Source organism: Actinomadura sp. NBRC 104412, from assembly GCF_030269515.1.
Taxonomy (GTDB): domain Bacteria; phylum Actinomycetota; class Actinomycetes; order Streptosporangiales; family Streptosporangiaceae; genus Spirillospora.
Genome location: NZ_BSTM01000013.1, coordinates 105,739 through 124,495, shown reverse-complemented (window position 1 = coordinate 124,495; position 18,757 = coordinate 105,739). Strand labels below are relative to the sequence as shown.

General features: G+C 71.5%; 14 protein-coding genes and 2 pseudogenes. 5 read left to right on the top strand and 11 right to left on the bottom strand.

From position 1 onward, the window contains the following. Nucleotides 1-10: 10 nt before the first annotated feature. Entirely contained in the window at nucleotides 11-823 is an 813-nt protein-coding gene (locus QSK21_RS18320) for a hypothetical protein (protein WP_285697278.1), read from the top strand. 29 nt (nucleotides 824-852) lie between these two features. Here the strand turns inward: QSK21_RS18320 and narI are convergent, their stop codons facing one another. The 5 genes and pseudogenes from narI to QSK21_RS18295 all read right to left on the bottom strand — a co-directional run. Then, a complete protein-coding gene (gene narI, locus QSK21_RS18315; protein WP_285697276.1) occupies nucleotides 853-1,614 on the bottom strand; it encodes a respiratory nitrate reductase subunit gamma in 762 nt (253 codons plus the stop codon). Beyond that, a complete protein-coding gene (gene narJ, locus QSK21_RS18310; protein ID WP_285697275.1) occupies nucleotides 1,611-2,288 on the bottom strand; it encodes a nitrate reductase molybdenum cofactor assembly chaperone in 678 nt (225 codons plus the stop codon). The genes narI and narJ overlap by 4 nt, the downstream gene beginning before the upstream one ends. After that, nucleotides 2,285-3,955 carry a nitrate reductase subunit beta gene (gene narH, locus QSK21_RS18305; protein ID WP_285697274.1) on the bottom strand — a complete coding sequence of 557 codons (1,671 nt, stop codon included), beginning with the start codon at nucleotides 3,953-3,955 and terminating at the stop codon, nucleotides 2,285-2,287. Before narH ends, narJ begins: the two co-directional genes overlap by 4 nt. Before the next feature lie 2 nt (nucleotides 3,956-3,957). Beyond that, nucleotides 3,958-7,629, bottom strand: coding sequence for a nitrate reductase subunit alpha (locus QSK21_RS18300; protein ID WP_285697414.1), 3,672 nt, complete (start codon nucleotides 7,627-7,629; stop codon nucleotides 3,958-3,960). 66 nt (nucleotides 7,630-7,695) lie between these two features. Continuing rightward, a pseudogene (locus QSK21_RS18295) lies at nucleotides 7,696-8,832 on the bottom strand (MFS transporter); the annotation flags it as partial. 307 nt (nucleotides 8,833-9,139) lie between these two features. Here QSK21_RS18295 and QSK21_RS18290 point away from each other — a divergent pair. Both QSK21_RS18290 and QSK21_RS18285 read left to right on the top strand, forming a co-directional pair. Further along, a complete protein-coding gene (locus tag QSK21_RS18290) occupies nucleotides 9,140-9,700 on the top strand; it encodes a DUF2243 domain-containing protein (RefSeq protein ID WP_285697273.1) in 561 nt (186 codons plus the stop codon). Nucleotides 9,701-9,714: 14 nt separating this feature from the next. After that, complete coding sequence (locus QSK21_RS18285; RefSeq protein ID WP_285697272.1) at nucleotides 9,715-10,521, top strand: cytochrome c oxidase assembly protein; 807 nt, start codon at nucleotides 9,715-9,717, stop codon at nucleotides 10,519-10,521. Between the two features lie 50 nt (nucleotides 10,522-10,571). Here QSK21_RS18285 and QSK21_RS18280 read toward each other — a convergent pair whose 3' ends face one another. Continuing rightward, nucleotides 10,572-10,829 carry a hypothetical protein gene (locus QSK21_RS18280; RefSeq protein ID WP_285697418.1) on the bottom strand — a complete coding sequence of 86 codons (258 nt, stop codon included), beginning with the start codon at nucleotides 10,827-10,829 and terminating at the stop codon, nucleotides 10,572-10,574. Here QSK21_RS18280 and QSK21_RS18275 point away from each other — a divergent pair. Further along, nucleotides 10,819-10,980 (top strand): annotated as a pseudogene (locus tag QSK21_RS18275) (acetyl-CoA C-acyltransferase); the annotation flags it as partial. The gene QSK21_RS18280 and the pseudogene QSK21_RS18275 sit on opposite strands and share 11 nt — an antisense overlap. A gap of 9 nt (nucleotides 10,981-10,989) precedes the next feature. Here the strand turns inward: QSK21_RS18275 and QSK21_RS18270 are convergent. The 5 genes from QSK21_RS18270 to QSK21_RS18250 all read right to left on the bottom strand — a co-directional run bounded on the left by QSK21_RS18270 (nucleotide 10,990) and on the right by QSK21_RS18250 (nucleotide 16,472). Continuing rightward, nucleotides 10,990-11,376: a VOC family protein gene (locus QSK21_RS18270; protein WP_285697269.1), complete on the bottom strand. Its 387-nt coding sequence runs from the start codon at nucleotides 11,374-11,376 to the stop codon at nucleotides 10,990-10,992. 11 nt (nucleotides 11,377-11,387) lie between these two features. Continuing rightward, the gene (locus QSK21_RS18265; RefSeq protein ID WP_285697268.1) at nucleotides 11,388-12,167 is read right to left on the bottom strand and encodes an arsenate reductase/protein-tyrosine-phosphatase family protein; all 780 of its coding nucleotides are present in this window, start codon (nucleotides 12,165-12,167) and stop codon (nucleotides 11,388-11,390) included. Between the two features lie 97 nt (nucleotides 12,168-12,264). Continuing rightward, nucleotides 12,265-13,266, bottom strand: coding sequence for a hydroxymethylglutaryl-CoA lyase (locus tag QSK21_RS18260; RefSeq protein WP_285697266.1), 1,002 nt, complete (start codon nucleotides 13,264-13,266; stop codon nucleotides 12,265-12,267). Next, a complete protein-coding gene (locus QSK21_RS18255) occupies nucleotides 13,263-14,537 on the bottom strand; it encodes a hydroxymethylglutaryl-CoA reductase, degradative (protein ID WP_285697264.1) in 1,275 nt (424 codons plus the stop codon). Before QSK21_RS18255 ends, QSK21_RS18260 begins: the two co-directional genes overlap by 4 nt. 99 nt (nucleotides 14,538-14,636) lie before the next feature. After that, on the bottom strand, nucleotides 14,637-16,472 hold the full coding sequence (locus QSK21_RS18250; protein ID WP_285697262.1) for a helix-turn-helix domain-containing protein: 1,836 nt from the start codon (nucleotides 16,470-16,472) through the stop codon (nucleotides 14,637-14,639). Nucleotides 16,473-16,676: 204 nt separating this feature from the next. Here QSK21_RS18250 and QSK21_RS18245 point away from each other — a divergent pair, with 204 nt between their 5' ends. Then, nucleotides 16,677-18,734 carry a hydantoinase/oxoprolinase family protein gene (locus tag QSK21_RS18245; protein WP_285697261.1) on the top strand — a complete coding sequence of 686 codons (2,058 nt, stop codon included), beginning with the start codon at nucleotides 16,677-16,679 and terminating at the stop codon, nucleotides 18,732-18,734. Nucleotides 18,735-18,757 lie beyond the last annotated feature (23 nt).

Sequence of the window (18,757 nt, the reverse complement as noted above, 5' to 3'; positions counted from 1 at the left end):
GGAGAACGCGATGAATTGGCGTGCCGCGTGCGCCGTAGCGGGAGTCGTGGCGCTGGTCCTGACCGGCTGCGGGCAGAACGCGAAGGATCCTCGGCAGGATGACTACCAGCACCTGAAAAGGGCCATCAGCGGTTTGGAACAGCCGCACCGGGCCGATGTCGAGGTCAAGGTGTTCGTCAACGGCATGGGTTTCCCGCCGATCAAGATGAACGCGGAGATGCGGGGCGTCCAGCGCTCCGATCCGGGTCACCCCGCCACCGACCTGGACCTGCGGTCGGTCACCACCACGATCGAACGGGAGTACAACGAGGACCTCGTCCGCAACGGGGCCGTCCGCGTGATCGTCGTGGGAGACCGCACGTACGTCCGTAACACTCTGCAATCGTCCAAATGGCGAACCCTCCCCGCGCCGGCGGCGGTGGTGGGGGATCGCGGGCTCGACCCTGCCGCCACCGGGGCGATGCTGCGAACGACCATGGTCGCGGCGATGTTCCGGAGCAAGGGCACCCTGGCCGGACCGCCGTCCCCGACCACAACGGCGGGTATGAAGACGCGCAGATACTGGATCTCCTGCACGGTGGACGATTGCCTCGAAGACGTCCCGGATCTCCGCGACATCGCACGCAAGGTCTACCCGCGCGATGCGGTGATCCAGCTCAGGCTCTTCGTGGACGATCAGGACCGCCCCCGGCTCCTGGAGGTCGAGAGCGAATTCCCTGTGGGAAACAAGGACATGACCCGGGGGGTGCTCGTGACCTTCAAGGCGAAGCTCACGCTGCATGAGCACGGCAAGCCGCAGCAGATCAGCGTCCCGGCGCATTGACCCGTGACTACGCAGCCTCTGTCACAGACCTAGGGGGTGCGTTCCCAGCCGCGGACGGGTGCGCGTGCCCCCAGCCGTGCGTCCCGGCTCCGGTAGACGATGTAGGGGCGGGTCAGATAGCCGACCGGCGCGGTGAGCATGTGCACCAGCCGGGTGAACGGCCAGATGCAGAACAGCAGCAGCGCGCTGAGCGCGTGCAGCCGGAACAGGATCGGGACGCCCGTCATGAGGTCCGGGTCGGGACGCAGGTAGAAGATCGACCTGAACCAGGGGGAGACGGTGTGGCGGTAGTCGTAGCCGCCGCCGGCGAGGTTGGCCGCGACCGTGGCGGCCAGGCCCAGCACGATCACCAGCGTGAGGACGGCGTACATCAGCTTGTCGTTGCGGGTGGTGGCGGAGAAGACCGGCCCCACGGTGCGGCGGCGGTAGATCAGGATGCCCAGTCCCGCGAGGGTGCAGAAGCCGGCGATGGTGCCGAGCGTCACGGCGGTCACGTGGTAGGCGTGCTCGCCGATGCCGGCGGCCTCCGTCCAGGTGTCGGGGATGACCAGCCCGCCGACGTGGCCGAGCAGGACGACCAGGATGCCGAAGTGGAACAGCGGGCTGCCGGCGCGCAGCAGCCGGTTCTCGTAGAGCTGGGACGAGCGGGTCGTCCAGCCGAACTTGTCGTAGCGGTAACGCCACACATGCCCGAGGACGAAGATCGCAAGAGTGACGTAGGGCAGCGCGACCCACAGCAGGACGTCCGCGGGGCCCGCCTGGCCGCCCTCCGCCGGCGCGCTGCCGATCACGGGAAGCCTCCGAGGTGTGGCGTGGGAAGGAAGACCCTGCCCTCGTCCGGATCGCCTTCCGGATCGCCGTAGGGGGCGAGACCGACCTCCTCCTCGGGCGGGCCTTCGGCGATCAGACGGGTGAGAGCGTCGCGGTCGCGCCCGCTCAGCGGCGGCAGGGTCGCCGACACCGCGTCCAGGACGTGGGCCCATGGGGACCCCGTGTCGTTCAGATCCAGGCGCAGCAGCTCCAGCCCGGCGCGGTGTTCGAGCAGGAGCCGCCGCCCCTCGCGGAGGTCGCCGGTGGCGGCGAACTCCAGGACGACGGCCAGGTGGTCGGGCAGTTCGCCGTCGTTTAGGACGAGGCCGGACGAGCGGTAGGCATGCTTGAACCGCAGCAGCGCCATGCCTCGCTTGCGGGTGTCGCCGTAGGCGTAATAGGTGAGGTAGAGGCAGCCGCGTTTGCGGTGGTCGAAGGTGGCGACGTAGTCGGCGGCCAGTTCCTGGGGCGGCGTGCCGTCCAGATGGTCGAGGAAACGGCTGAGCGGCACACCGGCCGCGGGCGGCAGCGTGGCGACGGCCCGGCGCAGCAGAGGTCTGCGGGCCAGCAGTTCCGTGTCGGGGTAGCCGAGCATGAGGGACGCCGCCTGCCACGCGGTGGTGAGAGCGGTGTCGTCGAAGGCGGCGCGATTCATGGCTCGGGCTCCGTCTCGTCATGACGCGGTGGGAACAGGCCCGCGGGGTGACCCCTGCCGTCCCAGTTCAGGAGGTTGACCCGGGTACGCCCGCCTGTGGGTGAGGCGGGATGGCCGGCGGTCTGGCGCTGCCGAAGCATGTGGAAGTTCTCCATCGCGATCGGCGGGGCGCCGCCGGACGCCTCGCCGAACGGCCCGGACCCGCCCATGCCGGGGCCGCCCTCGTAGTCCAGGGCGCACTCGGTGGCAAGTTCTTCCAGGCCGTGGGCCTGCTCGGCGTGCGCGGGCGGGATGACGTAGCGCTCGTCGTACTTGGCCAGCGCCAGCAGCCGGTACATGTCGTACATCCGCTCCCCGCTCATGCCGACGCGCTCAGGGATGGTCTCGTCGGGCTCGCGGCCGAGGTTGATGTCGCGCATGTACGAGCGCATCGCGGCCAGCCGCCGCAGCACCGCGTCCACGGGCGCCGGATCGCCCGCCGTGAACAACTGGGCGAGGTAGTCCACGGGGATGCGCAGCGCCTCGATCGCGGCGAACAGGTTGCCGGGGTCCTCGGCGTCGTGACCGGTGTCGCGCACCACGTCCACGACCGGCGACAGCGGCGGGATGTACCAGACCATCGGCATCGTCCGGTACTCCGGGTGCAGCGGCAGCGCGACCTCATAGGTGTTGATCAGCGCGTGGACGGGGGACCGCTGGGCGGCCTCGATCCAGTCCCCGGGGATCCCGGCGCGCCGCGCCTCGGCGATGACCTCCGGGTCGTGGGGGTCGAGGAACACCCGCCGCTGCGCCTCGTACAGGCCCGTGTCGTCGGGGGTGGACGCGGCCTCCAGCACCTTGTCCGCGTCGTAGAGCATCAGGCCGATGTAGCGCAGGCGGCCCACGCAGGTCTCCGAGCAGACGGTCGGGATGCCGACCTCGACACGCGGGAAGCAGAAGGTGCACTTCTCGGCCTTGCCGGTGCGGTGGTTGAAGTACACCTTCTTGTACGGGCAGCCGGACACGCACATCCGCCAGCCGCGGCAGCGGTCCTGGTCGACCAGCACGATGCCGTCCTCGGTGCGCTTGTAGATCGCGCCGGACGGGCAGGACGCCGCGCACGAGGGGTTCAGGCAGTGCTCGCAGATCCGCGGCAGGTAGAACATGAAGGTGTTCTCGAAGTCCAGCCTGACCTTCTCGGAGACCCGCCCGAGCAGGACGTCGCGGTCGCCCAGGCCGGGCGAGCCGCCCAGGTCGTCGTCCCAGTTGGCCGACCAGGTGATCTTCATGTTCCGGCCGGAGACCAGCGAGCGGGGCCGGGCGACGGGGGTGTGCTCCTGCAACGGCGCGCTGGTCAGCGTCTCGTAGTCGTACGTCCAGGGCTCGTAGTAGTCGTCCAGGGCGGGGAGCTTGGGGTTGGCGAAGATGGTCAGCAGCTTGCGGAGCCGCCCGCCGCCCTTGAGCGCCAGACGTCCGCGCCGGTTGAGCGTCCAGCCGCCGCGCCACCGCTCCTGGTCCTCGTACCGGCGCGGGTAGCCCTCGCCCGGACGGGTCTCGACGTTGTTGAACCACACGTACTCGACACCGGAGCGGTTGGTCCACGCCTGCTTGCAGGTGACCGAGCAGGTGTGGCAGCCGATGCACTTGTCGAGGTTCATCACCATCGCCATCTGGCCCATGACGCGCATCGCTAGTACGTCACCTCCTGGGAGCGGCGGCGGATGACGGTGACCTCGTCGCGCTGGTTGCCGGTCGGCCCGAGGTAGTTGAACGCGAACGACAGTTGCGCGTACCCGCCGATCAGGTGACTCGGCTTGATCAGCAGCCGGGTCAGCGAGTTGTGGATCCCGCCGCGGCGGCCGCCGGTCTCGGTACGGGGCACGTCGATGAGCCGGTCCTGCGCGTGGTGCATGTAGACGGTGCCCTCGGGCATGCGGTGCGAGACGATCGCGCGGGCCACCACCACGCCGTTGCGGTTGACCGCCTCGATCCAGTCGTTGTCGGCCACGCCGATCCTGGCGGCGTCCTTGTCGCTGATCCAGACGGTGGGGCCGCCGCGCGACAGCGACAGCATGAACAGGTTGTCCTGGTACTCGGAGTGGATGGACCACTTGTTGTGCGGCGTCAGGTACCGCACCGTCACGCCCAGCTCGCCCCGCTCGCCGATCTCCGGCTCGCCGAACAGCCCGTGCATGTCCAGCGGTGGACGGTAGACCGGCAGCCGCTCGCCCAGCTCGGCGATCCAGTCGTGGTCGAGGTAGAAGTGCTGGCGGCCGGTGAGGGTGTGCCAGGGCTTGAGCCGTTCGACGTTGATGGTGAACGGGGAGTAGCGGCGGCCGCCGGTCTCCGAGCCCGACCACTCCGGTGAGGTGATGACGGGGGTGGGCCGCGCCTGGGTGTCGGCGAAGGTGATCCGCTCGCCCTCGTGCTCCGCCGCCAGATCGGCCAGCCGGGTGCCGGTGCGCCGCTCCAGGGCGCGGAACCCCTGGACGGCCAGGTGCCCGTTGGTGGTGCCCGACAGCGCCAGGATCGCCTCGCAGGCGTGCACGTCCCGCAGCAGCGACGGGCGCCCGTCGGCCGGGCCGCCCCGGATCACCCCGTTCTTGCGCCGCAGGTAGTCCACCTCGCGGTCCAGCTCGAAGGTCACCGCCTTGGTGGTGGCGCCGAGGGTGTCGGCCAGCGGGCCGAGCGCGCCCATCTTCGCCGCCAGCGCGGGGTAGTCGCGTTCCACCACGACCAGCTTCGGCATGGTGCGGCCCGGCACCGGCTCGCACTCACCGGCCGCCCAGTCGGTCACGCGGCCGTGCGGGGTGGCCAGTTCGTCCGGGGTGTCGTGCGTCAGCGGGGCGGCCACGAGGTCCTTGCGCACGCCCAGGTGCTCGCGGGCCAGGCGGCTGAACGCGGCGGCGATGGCCTGGAAGGCGTCCCAGTCCGTGCGCGTCTGCCACGGCGGGGGGATCGCCGGGTTGAACGAGTGGACGAACGGGTGCATGTCCGTGGTGTTCAGGTCGTGCTTCTCGTACCAGGTCGCCGCGGGCAGCACGATGTCGGAGTAGAGCGTCGTGCTGGTCATCCGGAAGTCGAGGGAGAGCAGCAGATCGAGCTTCCCCGTTGGGGCGTCCTCGCGCCAGACGACGTCCTTGGGCCGCTTGCCGGGGGGCGCCTCGGCGGCGCGCGATTGCGAGTCGGCGCCGAGCAGGTGCTTGAGGAAGTACTCGTTGCCCTTGGCGGACGAGCCGAGCAGGTTGGCCCGCCACACGGTCAGGATCCTGGGGACGTTCTCCGGGGCGTCCGGGTCCTGGCAGGCGAATCGCAGCCGTCCCGCCTTCAGCTCCTCCACCACGTACTCTCCGGGCGCCTTCCCGGCGGCGTCGGCCTCGTCGGCCAGGTCGAGCGGGTTGCGGTCGAAGGTCGGGTACGAGGGCATCCAGCCCAGCCGGGCGGCCTGCGCGATGAGGTCGGCGGTGGTCCTGCCGGAGAGCCGGCCGCCCGGCACCGCCGAGAACGTGTCGGCGCCGAACGGGTCGTAGCGGAACTGGTCGGTGTGCAGGTACCAGTACGCGGTCTGGATCATCTGCCGGGGCGGCCGGGACCAGTCCAGCCCGAACGCGAGCTGCGCCCATCCGGTGAACGGGCGGCATTTCTCCTGGCCCACGTAGTGCGCCCAGCCGCCGCCGTTCACGCCCTGGCAGCCGGTCAGCGTCGTCAGCGCCAGGAACGCCCGGTAGATGGTGTCGGAATGGAACCAGTGGTTGGTGCCCGCGCCCATGACGATCATCGAGCGGCCGCGGGTCTGCTCGGCGTTGGCGGCGAACTCCCGTCCGATCCGGACCGCGGCCTGCGCCGCCACCCCGGTGATCGGCTCCTGCCAGGCCGGGGTGCACGGCTCGGCGGCGTCGTCGTACCCCGACGGCCAGGTGCCGGGCAGGCCCTCGCGCCGCACCCCGTACTGGGCGAGCAGCAGGTCGTACACGGTCGTGACCAGATGCCCGGCGACCCGCCGCACCGGCACGCCGCGGCGCATGACCCCGGCCGATCCGCCCGGCGCGTCGAAGCGCGGCAGCTCCACCGTGACCGCGGGCTCGTCCCCGCCCTCCGCCGACAGCAGCGGATCGGCGCCGCCGAGATCGAGGTTCCAGCGGCCGGCGCCCTGCTCCCCGTACCGGAACCCCAGCGACCCGTTCGGCACCAGCGGGCGGCCGGTGGCCGCGTCCAGCAGCACGGTCTTGAACGCGGCGTGCTCCGACCGCGCCTCGGCGCCGGGCAGGTCGGCGGCGGTCAGGAACTTGCCCGGTACCCACGCGCCGTCATCCGCCGGCTCCAGCCTGACCAGGAACGGCAGGTCGGTGTAGCGCTTGACGTAGTCGGTGAAGTAGGGCACCCGCCGGTCGACGAAGAACTCCTTCAGCACCACATGGCCCATCGCCATCGCCAGCGCCCCGTCGGTGCCCGGCCGCGCGGGCAGCCACTCGTCGGCGAACTTGACGTTGTCGGCGTAGTCGGGGGAGACCGCCACCACCTTCTGGCCGCGGTAGCGCGCCTCGGCCATCCAGTGCGCGTCCGGGGTACGGGTCACCGGCAGGTTCGACCCCCACATGATCAGGTAGCCGGCGTCCCACCAGTCCCCGGACTCGGGCACGTCGGTCTGGTCGCCGAACACCTGCGGGGACGCCACCGGCAGGTCGGCGTACCAGTCGTAGAACGACAGCATCGTCCCGCCCAGCAGCGACACGAACCGGGCGCCCGAGGCGTGCGACACCATCGACATCGCCGGGATCGGGGAGAACCCCGCCACCCGGTCGGGCCCGAACTCCTTCACCGTGTGGACGTGCGCGGCGGCGATCATCTCGGTGGCCTCGTCCCACGACGCCCGCACCAGCCCGCCGCGTCCCCTGGCCGACTTGTACCGGCGCGACCGCTCCGGATCGGACACGATCTCCGCCCAGGCCGCCACCGGGTCGCCCGTCCGCGCCCGCGCCTCCCGGTACAGCTCCAGCAGGACGCCGCGCACGTACGGGTACCGGACGCGGGTGGGCGAGTAGGTGTACCAGGAGAACGCCGCCCCGCGAGGGCACCCGCGCGGCTCGTACTCCGGGCGGTCCGGGCCGACCGAGGGATAGTCGGTCTGCTGCGCCTCCCAGGTGATGATCCCGTCCTTGACGTACACCTTCCACGAGCACGAGCCGGTGCAGTTCACCCCGTGCGTGGACCGCACCACCTTGTCGTGCGACCACCGGTCCCGGTAGAACGCGTCCGCCTGCCGGCCGCCGTTCCTGTGCAGCGTCCGCCGGTCGGCCGACACCTCCGCGCGCGTGAAGAACCGGCGCGTCCCCACCAGCGCCTCGGTCACCGGGCCGTCCATGCCCACGCGGCCCGCCCGCTCACGTCCCCGGCCGTCACCCGCCATACCCTCTGATTCCTCCCGTGCCTTCGCGGCCTGCCGTACCACCGAGACGGTGAACACCGCGGTGGCCGCCGCCACCACGGCGAGCAGGACCAACCCGATCGCGTACGAGCCGTAGGCGCCGTAGATGGAGCCCATCACCAGCGGCGGCACGAAGCCGCCCAGACCACCGGCGGCGCCCACCACACCGGTCACCCCGCCGACCTTGGACGCCGGGACCAGCCGTGCCACCAGCGCGAACGTCGCGCCGCTGCCCGCGCCCAGGGCCGCCGCCATCGCCAGGAACGCGACCGTCCCCAGCGGCATCAGGCCGGGGGTGAAGGACTGCGCCGCGGCCCCCACGGTGACCACGCCCAGCGTGGCGGCCAGCACCCGCACCGGCCCGAGCCGGTCCGACAACCAGCCGCCGGCCGGGCGCGCCAGCACCGCCAGGACCACGAACCCGGCCATCCGGTTGGCGGCGTCCGCCTGCGTCAGCCCGTAAGCGGTCTTGAGATAGGTCGGCAGGTACACCGAGAACGCCACATAACCGCCGAAGGTCACCGCGTACAGCGCCGACGCGTGCCAGGTGACCGCCATCCGCGCCGGCGCGGCCGGCCTCCGTCCCAGCGGCTCGGGCGGGACCGTGCGGCCGGGCGCCTCCCGCAGCACCACCAGCGCCGCCACCGCGTACACCGCCAGCAGCGCCGCGGTCACCAGGAACGGCGTGCCCATCCCCGCGGCGTCCACCAGCCGCACCGTGGTCAGGGCGCTGATGGCGGTGCCGCCCATGCCTGCGCCGAACACCCCGATCGCCAGGCCGCGCCGCTCGGGCGGGAACCACCCGTTGACGAACGGCACCCCGACGGCGAAGGCCGTGCCGCCGATCCCCAGAAAGAACCCGCCCACCAGCAGCGCCGCCAGCGACGAGTGCCCGGCCCACCCCAGGTACAGCACGGGGACGATCGTCGCGGCCGAGACCAGCGGGAACATCACCCGGCCGCCGAACCGGTCGGTCAGCGCCCCCGCCGGGATCCGGCCCAGCGACCCGACCAGCACCGGAACGGCCACCAGCAGCGCCTGCTGGAACGCCGACAACCCCAGCGACTCCTTCAGCCGGGGCGCCAGCGGGCTCAGCAGGGCCCACGCCCAGAAGTTCAACGCGAACCCCAGCGTGGCCATGGCGAGCATCACCGCAGGGCGTCCGCCGGGCGCTCGCCGCGTCCCGCCCAACTCACCCGCCATCGCGCCGCGCCCCTCACCGGGTCGTCTCTCCGTTCTTCCCGACCTCGAAGCGGCGAACCGCGCCGAGCGATCCCAGCATGGCCGCCCACGGCACCCGGCGTCGGCGGCCATCCGGCCCTCGTTGAGGGGAGATCGGCCCGAAGAACCCGGGACCAAAGTCCCTTGCGGCCCCGGGCGGTGAGGGCGATTACCCCGCGTGATGCCGGGTAGCGCCCCATGCACATGCGCCCGGAGAGGAGGGTCCATGGCCGTCGCCACCGACCGGGCCGGCGCACGGGCCAGGCCGGTGAGCCTGCGGCTGCCGGGGATCGTGCTGGGGGTCGGAGTCGGCGGTTTCGTCGACGGGATCCTGCTGCATCAGCTCCTGCAGTGGCATCACCTGCTCACCAGCACCGACACCGACAACATCGGCGTGAAGTACTACAACCCCCGCACCGTCTCCGGGCTGGAGATGAACACGGTGTGGGACGGGGCGTTCCACGTGGTGTGCTGGCTTGCGGTGCTGACCGGGCTGGCGGTCCTGTACTCGCGGATCACCCGCCGCCGGGGCCGGGTGTGGACCTCCCCGGTGCTGTGGGGGTGGATGCTGACCGGCTGGGGACTGTTCAACCTTGTCGAAGGTCTCCTCGACCACCAGATCCTGGGCATCCACCACGTGCACGGCGGCCCGCATCAGATCTGGTGGGACACCGGTTTCCTGGTGCTGGGCGCGGTGCTGGTGGCCGCCGGATGGCTGCTGCGGCGCACCGGTACCCCGTTCGACCCCGAGGGCGATGACGCCGCCACCCGGCCACGATCCGCATGATGCACGATCACCCGATGCCCGCCCACAGCGACGTCGGATGGGACACCGTACTGGCCGTGGCCGGTGTGGCTGGTCTTGCGCTCGCCTACCTGCTGATGGCGCACCGCGGGACCGGCCGGGCCCACCGGCCGACCCGGGACCGGTGGCGCACGGCGTTCTTCCTGACGGGATGCGCTCTGGTGGCGGTGGCGTTGCTGCCGCCGATCGCGCCGTTCGCGCACGAGGACTTCCGTGGCCACATGCTCCAGCACCTGCTGCTGGGGATGTACGCGCCACTGGCCCTGGTACTGGGCGCCCCGATCACCGTGCTGCTGCGCGCACAGCCGGCGCAGCGGGCGCGGGACCTGACCGGTGTGCTGCGCAGCAAGCCGATGGGCGTGCTGGCCCACCCGCTCACCGCGCTGACGCTCGGCACCGGCAGCCTGGTCGTGCTGTACTGCACCCCGCTGTACAACGCCACGGCCACCCGGCCCGCCCTGCACTGGCTGCTGCACGCGCACTTCGTGCTGTCGGGATGCCTGTTCGCATGGGTCATCGCCGGACCCGATCCCGCGCCATCGCGACCCGGCGTCAAGGCGCGGCTGTTCGTCCTCGGCGCGGCCATCGCCGTGCACGCCGCCGTCGCGCAGCTCATGTACGGCGGGTTTCTCATCGACGTGCACGCGCCCATCGCCCAGGTCCGCGGCGGCGCCGAGATCATGTACTACGGCGGCGACATCGCCGAACTCCTGCTCGCCGCCGCCCTCGTCGCCACCTGGCGTCCCGCCCGGCGCGGCCCTTCTCGCCGGCCCGGCCTGGAGCGCGTCGCCTCTGCCCGATGAGCCGAGGAACGCGATCACCGGCGCCGGCCGCGGGCCGTCGGGGACGTGTGTCAGCCGTTTCGCCGCCCTTCGTCCGGCCCGGACGCCACGGGCACCTTCCGGACCTCCTGGACGAGGGCCGTCGCCGCCTTGGCCAGGAGGGTGGTGTCGTTGCCGGCCACCACGAAGCCGAAACCCTGCGCGATCGCCTCGGCGGCGGCGGTCGCGCCTCCTACCGCGGTACCGCACGGCCGCCCCGCGGCCCGTGCGGCGCTCAGCCCCGCCATCACCAGGTCGGCGTGCCGGGGGTCACCGGCCGGGTCCGGCATCTCCCTCGGCCACCCCGTCGGCGCGACCGGCGCGCGGATTCTGGCGACGCTGCTGCGCGAGATGGACCGCAGGGAGGCGCGCTACGGGCTGGAGACCATGTGCATCGGCGGAGGCCAGGGCCTCGCCGCCGTCTTCGAGCGGATCGGCTGAGCCGCCCGCTCAGCCCGGCCGGTCCGCGGGCTCGAACAGTTCGACGAGGTTGCCGGCGGGGTCGGTGAGCAGGATCTGGCGGCCGCCGGGCCCGGATACCAGGTCGCCGTGGAAGGTCAACCCGGCGCGGCGGAGCCGGTCGATCTCGGTGTCGAGGTCGTCGCAGACGAGGTGGATGCGGTTGCGGCCCGGGACGGCCGGTTCGGGCGTGGCGCGGGCGCCGGAACTGGCCGGGCCCGACAGCAGCAGCCGCAGCGGACCGCGGAGCACCTCGGCGAACGCCGGCGCGGCGCTGAAACCGAGGGTGAAGCCCAGGTGGGCGGTGTAGAAGTCGACGGCGGCCTGCACGTCGTCGACGAGGTAGCGGACGCTGGCGAACCGGTCGGTCGCGGTCATGGCCGGGCCTTTCATGCCGGAAGGGCGAGTTGGGGCAGCAGATGGCGGACGCGGAGGTCGATCTCGGCGGCCGTCCGGGCGAAGACCGAGGGGTCGGCGCCTTCGGCCGCGGCCGGGTCGGGAAGGCTCCAGTGCACCTTCCGGGAGTGGTCGCCGAAGTCGGGGCACACTTCGCGGACCTTGTCGCACAGGCTGATCACGTAGTCGAAGCGGCGGCCGGTGAGGGTGTCCAGGTGGCGTGGCCGCCGGTCGGCGATGTCGATGCCGTACCGCTCGCGCAGCACCGTCACCGCGCCGGGGTGCAGCCGCGGCCGGGGATGGCTGCCGGCGCTGGTGACGGCGACGCGCCCGCCGGTGTGGTGACGCAGCAGGGACTCGGCGATCGGTGAGCGGGCGCTGTTGCCGGTGCAGGTGAACAGCACCGTGGGCAGCACCGTGGGCACGGTGTCCGTCGCGGTGCCGGTGGACGCGGTCAGCGGTGGGGCGGGCGGCGAGGAGAGCGCGGGGTGCAGGGCGGCACCGACCGCGGCCAGCCCTTGCCCGAGGCGCTCCAGGTCCAGGTGGTAGTAGCTGTCGCGGCCGTCGAAGCTGCTGCGCCGCGCGGTGACCAGCCCGCCCGAGCGCAGCAGCCGCAGGTGGTAGGAGACCAGGTTCTGCGGCTGGCCGACCAGGGCGACCAGTTCCCGTACGCGCAGATCGCTGCGCGCCAGCTCGCTCAGCAGCCGCCATCGCAGCGTGTGGGCGACCAGGCCGAGCAGCGGTGGTTGGGCGGCTTGACCGGGGAGCGACATGCCCCGCACGATACATCAAGCCCGATTGATGCATCAAATCTGGTTGATTTATGAGAACTGGTTGATGTAGTCCAGCGGCCGGAGAGGTGATGCCGGTCTACCTGCTGCCGCCGGCCGATCTCGCGCTGCCGAGCGGGCGTTGGCTGGACGGTCCCGGGCGGCGTCCGCCGCCGCCGTTCTGTAGCGCGCGGACGACCAAGGAGGGGCTGGGGCGGCCCAGCCGTTCGGCGAGCCAGGCGCTGGTGTCGACCATCTTCGCGAGGTCGATGCCGGTGCGGATACCGAGACCTTCGAGCTGCCAGAGGAGGTCTTCGGTGGCGAGGTTGCCGGTGGCGCTTTCGGCGTAGGGGCAGCCGCCGAGGCCGCCTGCCGAGGTGTCCACGGTGGTCACCCCGTGCTGGAGCGCGACGAGCGTGTTGGCGAGTCCCTGACCATAGGTGTCGTGGAAGTGCACGGCGATCCGGTCGACCGGGATCCCGGAGGCGGCGAGTGCTTTGAGCAGGGCGCTGACCCGTCCCGGGGTGGCCACGCCGATGGTGTCGCCGAGGCTGAGTTCGGTGCAGCCAAGGGAGGTCAGTGCCGTCGCGACGGTGACGACCTGGTCCGCGGAGACCGGCCCTTCCCATGGGTCGCCCCAGCACATGGAAAGGTAGCCGCGTACCCGCATCCCGGCTTCGCGGGCCTTGGCGATGACGGGAGCGAACATTTCGAGTGATTCGGCCACTGTGCGGTTGAGGTTGGCTTTCGCGAAGCTCTCGGTGGCCGACGCGAACACGGCTATGTCGGTGACGCCCAGGTCGAGGGCTCGTCGAAGACCTCGCAGGTTGGGCACGAGAACGGGGTACCGGACACCCGGGCGGCGGTCGAGGCGGCGGAGCACCTCCTCGGCGTCGGCGAGCTGGGGCACCCACGCGGGGTGGACCATGCTCGTCGCCTCGACGAGGGTGTGGCCGGCGTCCGCGAGGCGCTCGATGAACTCGACCTTCACGCCGGTGTCCACCGGCGCGGGCTCGTTCTGGAGGCCGTCACGGGGACCCACTTCGCAGATCGTGACGGATCCGGGGAGGCCCGGCAGCCGCTGGGTCCCGTACCCGTTCATCGTCCGGCCCGTAGTTCGGCCAGGACCTTCTCGGCGTGGTCGGCGCGGACCTTCCTGTCCGCGACGAGCCGGGCGACGAGGGCCGGCACCTCCTCCGGTGTCGCCCCGACCGTCGAGGCGATGTTGCGGGCGTGCAGGGACATGTGGCCGCGCTGGATCCCCTCGGTGGCCAGGGCCCGGACGGCGGCGAAGTTCTGCGCGAGGCCGACGGCGGTGATGATCTCCGCGAGCTCGGTGGCGGTGCGGACGCCGAGCAGGGCGATCGACGCCTGGGCGGCGGGATGGATCTTGGTGGCGCCGCCGACGAGACCGACGGGCATGGGCAGTTCCAGGACCGCGGCGATGTTGCCGTCGGCGTCCTTCTCGAACCGGGACAACGAGGTGTAGCGCCCGGCGGGGGAGACGGCGTGGGAGTGGGCGCCGGCCTCGACGGCGCGGGTGTCGTTGCCGGTGGCGAGCACGACCGCGGTGATGCCGTTCATGATGCCCTTGTTGTGCGTCGCGGCGCGGTAGGGGTCGGCCTCGGCGAGCGCGGCGGCGTGGATGATGTCGTCGACCACGTCGGGGCCGCCGAGCGTGGCGGCGTCGAACACCGCGCGTGCCCGGGAGAGCCGCAGGTCCGCCTTGTTGGTGAGGATCCGCAGCAGGCTTCTCCCGCCCGCGATCTCGGCCGCCCGGGCGGCGACGGCCTCGGCCATCGTGTTGACCGCGTTCGCGCCCATCGCGTCGCGGACGTCGACCCGCAGGTGCGCGACGACATAGGTGCCGGCACGCGAAGGGACCAGGCGCACCGCGATGTCGCGGACGCCGCCGCCGAACTCGACGAGCTTCGGGTCCTGGGCGTTGGCGAGCGCGATCAGCTCCTCGCGGGCCTCCAGGAGCCGTACCCGTCCCGCTTCGGGATCGGCGACACCCACGATCTGGATCTGTGCCTGCATGATGGGCGCGGTCGAGGACGTGGTGAACCCGCCATGGACGCGCGCGACCTTGGCGGCGTTGCTCGCCGCGGCCACGACCGACGCCTCTTCGGTCGCCATCGGCACGAGCACGTCCGAGCCGTTGACGACGAAGTTCGTCGCGACCCCGATCGGGACTCCGAGGATCCCGGTCACATTCTCGATCATGTGGTCGGCCAGCGCGGTGGTGAGGCCGTGCGCGGGGTCGAAGGCGGCGATCGCCGCGAGGTCGAGGCCGGCGGCGTCGGCGACGGACTTGCGCCGGTCCTCGATGGAGAGGTCCCGGAGACGTTGGATACGGCTGGTGCGCGGCATGTCGGTATTCCCGCCTACGTGTGGTTGCAGTACGGGAAGGACGTTAGTTCGCGCAAGATCGACCGGGAACGGACCGAACGTCCATGCTTGCCGGGTTTTCTATGGGCGATCGGTCAGGGAGGCGAGGCGGACCGCGACGGTGATCCGGAAGAGAGGGTCCGGTTCCTGCCAATCCTCGCCAAGGAGCTGGGTCACTCGTTCCATGCGTTGCAGCACCGTGTTCTTGTGCAGGTGGAGAGCACGCGCGGTGCTGACCGTGCTCATCCGGTTGCCGAGGTAGGCGGCCAGCGTGGGCAGCAGCTTGGCCGAGTGCTCGGCGTCCCAGTCCAGAACGGGCCCGATGACGCGCCGCACGTAGGCGTCCACCCGCGCTTCCCCGGGGCCGAACAGGGCCGTGTAGGGAAGGTATTCGTCGGTGGTGACGGCGGCGTCGTCCAGTCCGAGCGACGGCAGGATCCGGAGACACGCCGCGGCCGCGTCCACCTGCGCACGCAGATCCCCGGCGGCGTCGGTGACGCCGGCGCCGACCGCCAGGACCGGCACCTGGACCCTGCGGCTCACCGCTTGGTGGACGTGCGTGCTCGCGGTGCGCGGATCGGGATCGGGCGTGAGGGCCACGACATGCTCGGCGTGCCCGCCGGCCAGGCCGCCGATCTGACGCAGGGCAAGGAGGGCGTCACGGCGGAGTTCGGACGGCACGCAGACCACGACGACGGATCGCAGTTCACCGAGCCGGATGCCCTGTGCGCGGGCCCGGGCGGCGATGTCGGCCCGGCGTCCGGGGGAGTCGGACAGCAGGTCGGCGAGCAGGTCGCCGCGGACGCGCTTCTCTGCCTCGATCATGGCCTCTTGCTTGAGGTTGAGCAGCGCGGTGATCTGTGCGGCGCGTTCGGCGGTCCGCAGCTCGACGGGGCCGAACGCGACCTCGCCCTGCTCCAGCAGCAGGGCTCCGAGAGGGGTCGACCCGGCGACGACCGCCACCACGAAGGACCCGCCGCCAACGGGGACGCAACGTCCGCTCCGGCGGCTTCGCTCCACGGCCTCACGGAAGGGTTCGTCGGGATTGTCGGTGTCGAGCAGCCTGACGTGACATCGCAACGCCCGTCCGAGCGCCGTCGCCACATCGGGTGCGTCGCCGCCCTGGAGGATCAGGTTCGTGAGGTCGTTGTGGACCTCACTGGCACGTTCGACGGCCTCGACATGGCGGGTGAGCTCTCCGTAGGCGCGGCGTGCCTCATCGGCCGAGTCCCGTGCCCGGGCGAGCAGGCGGGCGGTCTGGAGCACGACCGCGGCGTGGTCGGCGAAGGCCGACAGCAGGGAGATCTCCTCAGGGGAGAAGGCGTGCTCGAAGCGGTTGGCGGCGAACAGCACGCCGAGCACTTCATCGTCGGCCAGCAGCGGGACGCCGAGCAGCGACACCAGACCCTCCGCCCGGACGGCGGCGTCGATGCCGGAGTCATGTGGCACCTGCGTCATCGTGGCGTACCTGGACGTCCAGCACGGCCGGCGGCCCTCGACCACCTGGCTGGCCAGACCGATGCCGGGAGGCACCCGCAGCCCCAGGAGGGACGGGGAGATCGAGCCGAGGGTGGTCCGCACCCGGAGCTCCTTGCTGTCCGCGTCGAACTCGGAGAGGTAGGTGACGTCGGTGCCCACCAGGTCGTGTGCCCGTTCGACGAGTCGGCCCAGTAGTTCGTCCACGTCACGGAGTTGTGCGAGCTCGCGTGCCGAGGAGAAGAGGGCCGACAGCTCCCGCCCGCGGCGGCGCCAGCGGTCCGAGGTCGCGCGCAGGCGCCGAAGCTCGTAGGCGATCTTGGCGGCGTCCTGCTCGGGCAGGGCCACCGTCGACAGGAGGCCGTCCACGTCGATCTCCTGGTCGGTCGACGCGGCTTGGAGCAGGTCGATGACGGTCTCGACCGGGATGGTGCTCGCCATGCCGCCCCTGCCTTGCTGTACCGATCGAACAGGAACTTTTCCGAGATAGTAGACGAATGATACATAGTCTGAATCGGTTGGCGGCCGTAGCGTCCACGGCGGGGATGGCGGAATCTCCGACGAATCGAAACCGACCGTTGGTGCGGACCTACCACCCGTCAGCCCGGCACGATCAGTACCAACCCATCCGAGGGGACGGCGAGCATGGCGCTTCATGTTGGCATCGACGTCGGTGGCACCTTCACCGACGCCGTGGCGATCATCGACGGGCGCATGATCCGAGGCAAGGCGTTCTCGACCAAGGACGTGACCACCGGGATCCTCGGCGCCCTGGACGTCCTGCGGGAGCGTGTGGGCATGGCCGAGGAGGAGTTCTTCGCCGCGGTCGACCGCTTCGTGCTGGGCAACACCATCGTCACCAACGCGGTGGACGAGCAGAAGTACGCCGCGGTGGGGCTGCTGACCACGCAGGGGTTCCGCGACACCTTGCGCATCGCCCGCTCGGCCCGCACGGACGAACGCGACCCGCACAGGATGTCGGCGCCGCCGGACATCGTGGAGCGCCGCCGCATCGTCGAGGTCGCCGAGCGGGTCGATGCCCACGGCACGGTCCTGGTCCCGCTCACCGAGGACGCGATCGCCACCGCGGTGGACGCGGTGCTGGCCGCCGGCGCGGAAGCGATCGCGGTCTGCCTGCTGTGGTCGTTCCGCAACGCCGCGCATGAACAGGCGATCGGCGATTACCTGGACACTCACCACCCCGACATCCCGTACACGCTGTCCAGCCGCCTCACACCGGTCTACCGCGAGTACGAGCGCATGGTCACCACCGCGCTGGACGCCGCCGTGAAGCCGATCGTGGCCAAGCACTTCGAGCACCTGGCCGAGGACCTCCGGAGCAGGGGGCTCCGCGCCCGGGTACAGATCATGCAGGTGCACGGCGGATTCCTGTCGGTGGAGGAGACCGGCAAGGCCCCGATCTCGATGTTCAACTCCGGCCCGGTCGGCGGCGTCACCGGCGCGCGGCTGCTGGGCAAGCGCCTGGGGCGCCGCCGGGTGCTCACCGCGGACATGGGAGGCACGAGCCTCGATGCCGCGGCGATCCTGGACGAGGAGTTCCGGTTGCTGCCCCGGGCCGAAATAGGCGGCCTGCCCACGAGCCTCACCGCCGTGGACATCGAGACCATCGGAGCGGGAGGCGGCAGCCTGGCCTGGGTGGACGGGCGGAACCTGCTGCGCGTCGGCCCGCAGAGCGCGGGCTCGACACCCGGCCCCGCCTGCTACGGCAAGGGCGGCACCCGGCCGGCGGTCACCGATGCCGCGCTCGTCCTCGGCTTGATCAACCCGGACTACTACCTCGGCGGCACCGTCCCTCTGTACGAGGAGAAGGCGCGGGCGGCGCTGCGCAAGCACGTGGCCGAGCCCCTGGGGATCTCCGAGGACGCCGCCGCCGAAGGCGTGTACCGGCTGGCGACGTCACAGATGTCCAACGCGCTGCGCAAGATCACCGTGAACCGCGGGCACGATCCGCGCGAGTTCACCCTCGTCGGCTTCGGTGGCGCGTGCGGCCTGTTCGCGGCGGCCATCGCCGCCGAGGCCGGGGTCCGGGAGGTCGTGATCCCGCGCAATGCCGCGGTCTTCTCCGCCTATGGCCTGATGCACGCCGACTCGGTCTTCTCCGCCGTCCAGACGAGCCCGTGGACGATGGACCAGCCGGCCGCGGCGCTGGAGAAGGAGTTCGCGGCCCTCGAGGAACGCGCGCGGGCATGGTTCGAGACCGAGGGGATCCCGGAGGACCGCCGGGAGCTCCAGCGCGAGGCGGACATGAAGTTCGTCGGCCAGATCTTCGAGGTCACCACCCGCCTTCCCGTGGGCACCTTCGGCGAGGCGGACAAGGAGGCGCTGCGCGACCGGTTCGTCGCCGACTACGAGGAGGAGTTCGGTACCGGCACCGCGTGGACGGAGGCCGACATCCTGCTCGTCAACACGCGGGTCCGGGCCATCGGCCGCAGCGACGTGCAGGCGGTGAAGCAGGTCGTGGGCGACGACGAGGAGCGGCACGAGCTCACCCGCCGCGCCGTGCTCGAGCCGCTCACCGGGGAGCACGCCGAGATCGACGTGCACCGGGGGTTCGGCGCGCTCGGCCGCGCCGACGGTCCCTGCCTGCTGGAGGAGCCCGACACCACGGTCTACGTGCCCAGCGGCGCCACCGTCGAGCTCACCGAGGGCGGCGACTTCCTGCTGAGCCTCGCCGACCGCTGACCCGTCCGCCGAAGGAGACGACC